Source organism: Thermoflexus sp., assembly GCF_025055495.1.
In the GTDB taxonomy this organism is placed as follows: domain Bacteria; phylum Chloroflexota; class Anaerolineae; order Thermoflexales; family Thermoflexaceae; genus Thermoflexus.
The window spans coordinates 1-4,226 of sequence record NZ_JANWXB010000266.1 but is presented as its reverse complement, the minus strand read 5'-3'; the positions used below and the strand labels follow the sequence as shown (position 1 = coordinate 4,226).

Here is a 4,226-nt window from a genome sequence, read left to right as displayed (position 1 = left end):
ATGCATACCGACCTCCAGATTTCATAAGATCATAAAGGACTGCCCAGCCATTCGAGAGGCCGGGGGGTCCACGAATGGGGCACGAATACACGAATGATTCGGGCGTTCGTGTATTCGTAACCCCATTCGTGGGCGGCCCCTCCCGACCCAAGGCGCGGCCTTCATTCCACCAGGATCTCGATCCCCCGCCGGGCCAGCTCCTCAAAGAACCGCTCCGGGGGGATCGCCCGTTCCGGCGGAACCACGCCACGGACGGCGATCTCGCCCTGGGCGATCATCTGAGCCGCAATGCTCAGGGGAACACCGATGTTACGATAGTAGGCGGCTTCCCCGCCCCACGTTTCCTGTGGGGGATGGCGGTTGCGCAACGTCACGGTGCGCGGATGCCCATCCTTGCGGCCGTGGACCTCTACCACCAGCCCGTAAGCCCATACCGGGTTCTCCCGAGAGGCCGGCAACGCCGATAGCAGACGGGCCACCAGGTCGATGGCCGGGTAGGTCTGACCGTCGAGGGGAACCGGCGTAGAGGAGAGGGCGCCCATCTCATACAAGGCGTGCATCGCTCGCATCACGTGAGGCGGGAAGCACCCCCGCACGGCCACCCGGCGGATCCCCGGGAACGAGCGGGGCATCGTCCGCGCCTCATCGTGCGGCACATAGTAAACCGTCTGCTCCCCGATTTGGTCGTGGAAGCGGACGCGCCGCTCCCCCGAGAAGGGCGGCGCCGGCCGCCAGGCCCCGTCTTCGTAGTAGACCATCCCCCGTTCCGGCTCCTCGGGGTTGAACTCCCACAAAGTGGTGCGCAGCAGGCCCGGGGAGGGCGCCAGGCATCGAAAGGCGGCGAAGGCGATCTCGATCGCCTCCACTTCGTCCAGGAACCGCGCCCCATACGCCGCCATCACATTGGTGGTCCCCGGAGTGGCCCCCACCCCGGGGATGAACACCATGCCCTTCAAGCGGGCCGCCTCGTCCAGCTCGAACTGCGCCTCATCGAAGGCCAGATCCACCCCGCTGACCCCCGCCTCCACACAGGCGCGGGTGACCAGCACGTCGTAGGCGAAGGGTAGTCCGTTCATCACCACATCGAACCCGCGGATCTGACGGATCAATCCCTCCTCATCCCGAACGTCCAGGGAGATCACGCGGAGGCGCGGATCGCCGATCTCGCGGGCGAGGTGTTCCGCCTTCCCCGGATCGATGTCGGCGATCACGATCTCGCGGAAAACATTCCCGAAGCGACAGAGGTCGCGGGTGGCCTCGCGGGCCACCGCGCCGGCTCCGCCAAGGGCGAGTATCCGCATGGCATCCTCCTAAGAGGATCAGGTGGGCTTTCACCTTGCAGGGCAGGCTTCGTGAGAAGCTCCTCTGGAAGGAGGCCGGGCTGCAGGGTGGTCATGCCACCCTGATCTGTCGACCCGATGACCCATCGGCGCGGGAAGTGGGCAACAGGAGGAAAACCGGGGTCAGCAATCTGCAGTCGCCCAGATAGTCCAGAAGTGGCAACGACGCATCCACGGCGCAGCCCAGAGGAAATCTCGCCAGGCCGGAGGGGAAGATGCTTTCCAGGGATCTCTGGAACAACGCATCGACATTCTGACCCCAACACGCTGAGAGGTAATTCCATTGTAGCAGAATTGCTGCGCTATGGGAAGATTGATGGAAAGAACTTCCTCTCCACGGCCTATTGAAGCGTATTCCCAAGTGGGAAACGCGGTGTCGGCCAGAGCTGCAAGAGGATTCGATCCCATCGCCTGTGCGCTTCACCCGCGCCCTTGTCTTAGACGGGAGCCAGGGAATTTTGAGTGGAGCTCAGGGTTTTGATCGGATTGATCGAACCGTTCGTTAACGAGGGCATAGTGATCCCAGGACCGAGTTCACGAGGTAGGTTCTTCCGCCTTGACCCCGTCCAGAGGCGGCAGATCGGCCAGCGAGCGCAGCCCGAAGTGCTGGAGGAAGAGCATCGAGGTCCCATACAAAATCGGGCGGCCAGGGCCTTCCGCCCGACCCACTTCTTCGATCAACCCTCTTGCCAACAGGGTCCGCAGCACCCCATCGCAATTCACGCCCCGGATGGCCTCGATCTCCGCCCGGGTGATGGGCTGCCGGTAGGCAATGATCGCCAGGGTCTCCAGGGCGGCCATCGAGAGGCGCCCGCCCTCTCGCAGGCCGAGAAAACGCCGCACGTCCTCTGCGGCCTCGGGGGCCGTCACCAGCTGCACCCGATCCCCGTGTCGCTGTAGCCGGAGCCCCCGCCCCCCCAGGCGCTCCTGGAGAACCCTCAGCGCCTCCTCCACGGCCTCCGCTGGGGCCTCCAGCGCCCGGGCGAGCTGGGCAATCGTGGGCGGCTCCTCCGCCACGAAGAGCAATGCCTCCACCCGCGCGTCCAGCGCCAGATGGCCGTTGGGAAGGATCGTTGGCTGGAACAGCGCGTCTATCTCAGACATCGGTTCACCTTTGCCGGATGAGCCTTGTGGGGTCGGATCAACCGTCGTGCGATCGCACCTTTTACCCAGTATAGCGCATCCCGCCACAGGCTACCCGGCCTCTCCCCTCCCACCGGAAAAGCTGGAGCGATGGGGCAGCGACTTCCCCATCCTGCCTTCTACTTCCAGGCTACGGCAGCTATATCCTGACGGGGAGCGATCTGCGGCTTTACCCGCAAGAACCCATTTCCTGAAAAACAGAGGGAGCCTCCTTGCGGAGGCTCCCTCTGCCCCATGCAGGTGAGCGGACACCGTGGTCATTCGGACAAGCGGACGACCTGCTCGGCCTGGAGGCCCTTGGGCGTCTCGCGGATGGTGAACTCCACCCGCTCGCCCTCCTCAAGGTTGCGGAACCCCTGACCGACGATGGCGGAGTAGTGGACGAAAACGTCGCGGTCCCCTTCGTCCGGCCGGATGAAGCCATACCCCTTCGTCCGGTTGAACCAGCGGACGGTGCCCTTGACACGCTGACCAGCCATTGCTGCAACTCCTTAGAAAAGATTTTGAAGCCCGCAAGGGGCGGACTTCCGCTCCTCTTTTTAGATGGAACGATCCCGCCGAACGCAGGGGACGCCCTATCTATCGGAAACAAAAAAGCCGTCGGGCGAGTCCTGCGTTGACCCGACGGCCAAACTTTCAGAACATCCCCCTCACGCTCCGGTTGCTCGTTCCGGGAACTATCATAATCAAAACACGGATTTTGTCAAGCAAAAGCGCCCGTCGGATGTATGCCAAAATCATCGGACCAGCCCCCAGCTGCGTGTAAAGATTCTTTCTCCCCAGGGCCCAGGGGGCCTCGGGAGGAGGGATCTGGGGAAAGGGGCAATGGGCTCTTGTGCTCAAGGGCAAGCCCCGAGGGCTTCAGCGCTTCGAGAGACCTGCCCGACATGCGATCAGAACTTCCAGAAGCTCGGCGTGGATCAGGCCGTTCGTGGCCACGATATCCGTTCCCAGCGGAGGCAACGGATCTCCCTGCGGGGTGGTGACACGCCCGCCTGCCTCTTCGACCAGCAAAGCCCCCGCCGCCAGATCCCATGGGCTTAGCCGGAACTCCCAGTATCCATCCAGACGCCCCGCCGCGACCGACGCCAGATCCAGAGCTGCAGACCCCACGCGCAGCACCCCGTGGCAGCGTCGCAGCAACGCCACGAACTCGCGGGTGTTGTCCAGAGGGGATTCCTGACGATCATATGGGAATCCAGTCACCAGCAGAGCGTCCTCCAGTCGCGGGGTTCGCGTGACCCGGATGGGCCGCCCGTTCAGGAAGGCCCCCTCGCCACGCCGCGCTGTGAACAGTTCATCGCGCATCACATCGTAGACCACCCCCAGCACCCGCTGCCCTTCGTGAAGCAGCGCGATGGAGACGGAGAAAACGGGGAATCCATGGGCGAAATTCGTGGTGCCATCCAGGGGATCCACCACCCAGAGCCATGGCGAGGCGCGATCCATCTCCCCGCTCTCCTCCGCCAGCACCGCATGCTCCGGGAAGACGCCCTGGATCCGGGAGAGGGCCGCCCGTTCGGCGGCCACATCGGCCTCAGTGACCAGATCGATCTCTCCCTTATGCCGGATCTCCAGGCCGCGCTGGAAATGCCAGCGGAGGATCCGCCCCGCCTCCAGTGCAGCCTCTACAGCAACCCGATAAGCCTGATCCAGCGTTGAGGCAAAAGCCGTCATCGGTGGCTCCTCCTTTGTTGTTCAACGAGAGGATTTTTCGGGCTGGGGTGGGCGCCTTCAGCGCCC

4 protein-coding genes are annotated in these 4,226 nt (G+C 63.9%); all 4 read right to left on the bottom strand.

Annotated features, from left to right (window positions below):
* Nucleotides 1-161 precede the first annotated feature (161 nt).
* A complete protein-coding gene (locus NZM16_RS08700; RefSeq protein ID WP_295479962.1) occupies nt 162-1,301 on the bottom strand; it encodes a saccharopine dehydrogenase family protein in 1,140 nt (379 codons plus the stop codon).
* Nucleotides 1,302-1,874: 573 nt separating this feature from the next.
* Entirely contained in the window at nt 1,875-2,444 is a 570-nt protein-coding gene (gene scpB / locus NZM16_RS08695) for an SMC-Scp complex subunit ScpB (RefSeq protein ID WP_295479960.1), read from the bottom strand.
* 296 nt (nt 2,445-2,740) lie between these two features.
* Nucleotides 2,741-2,962: a cold-shock protein gene (locus NZM16_RS08690; RefSeq protein WP_295448925.1), complete on the bottom strand. Its 222-nt coding sequence runs from the start codon at nt 2,960-2,962 to the stop codon at nt 2,741-2,743.
* A 382-nt stretch (nt 2,963-3,344) separates the two neighbouring features.
* Nucleotides 3,345-4,160: an inositol monophosphatase family protein gene (locus NZM16_RS08685; protein WP_295479958.1), complete on the bottom strand. Its 816-nt coding sequence runs from the start codon at nt 4,158-4,160 to the stop codon at nt 3,345-3,347.
* Between the last annotated feature and the right edge of the window lie 66 nt (nt 4,161-4,226).

Bases quoted from the DNA above. Each gene is read 5' to 3' on its own strand.
- NZM16_RS08700 (WP_295479962.1), bottom strand. From the start codon at position 1,301: ATGCGGATACTCGCCCTTGGCGGAGCCGGCGCGGTGGCCCGCGAGGCC.
- scpB (WP_295479960.1), bottom strand. From the start codon at position 2,444: ATGTCTGAGATAGACGCGCTGTTCCAGCCAACGATCCTTCCCAACGGC.
- NZM16_RS08690 (WP_295448925.1), bottom strand. From the start codon at position 2,962: ATGGCTGGTCAGCGTGTCAAGGGCACCGTCCGCTGGTTCAACCGGACG.
- NZM16_RS08685 (WP_295479958.1), bottom strand. From the start codon at position 4,160: ATGACGGCTTTTGCCTCAACGCTGGATCAGGCTTATCGGGTTGCTGTA.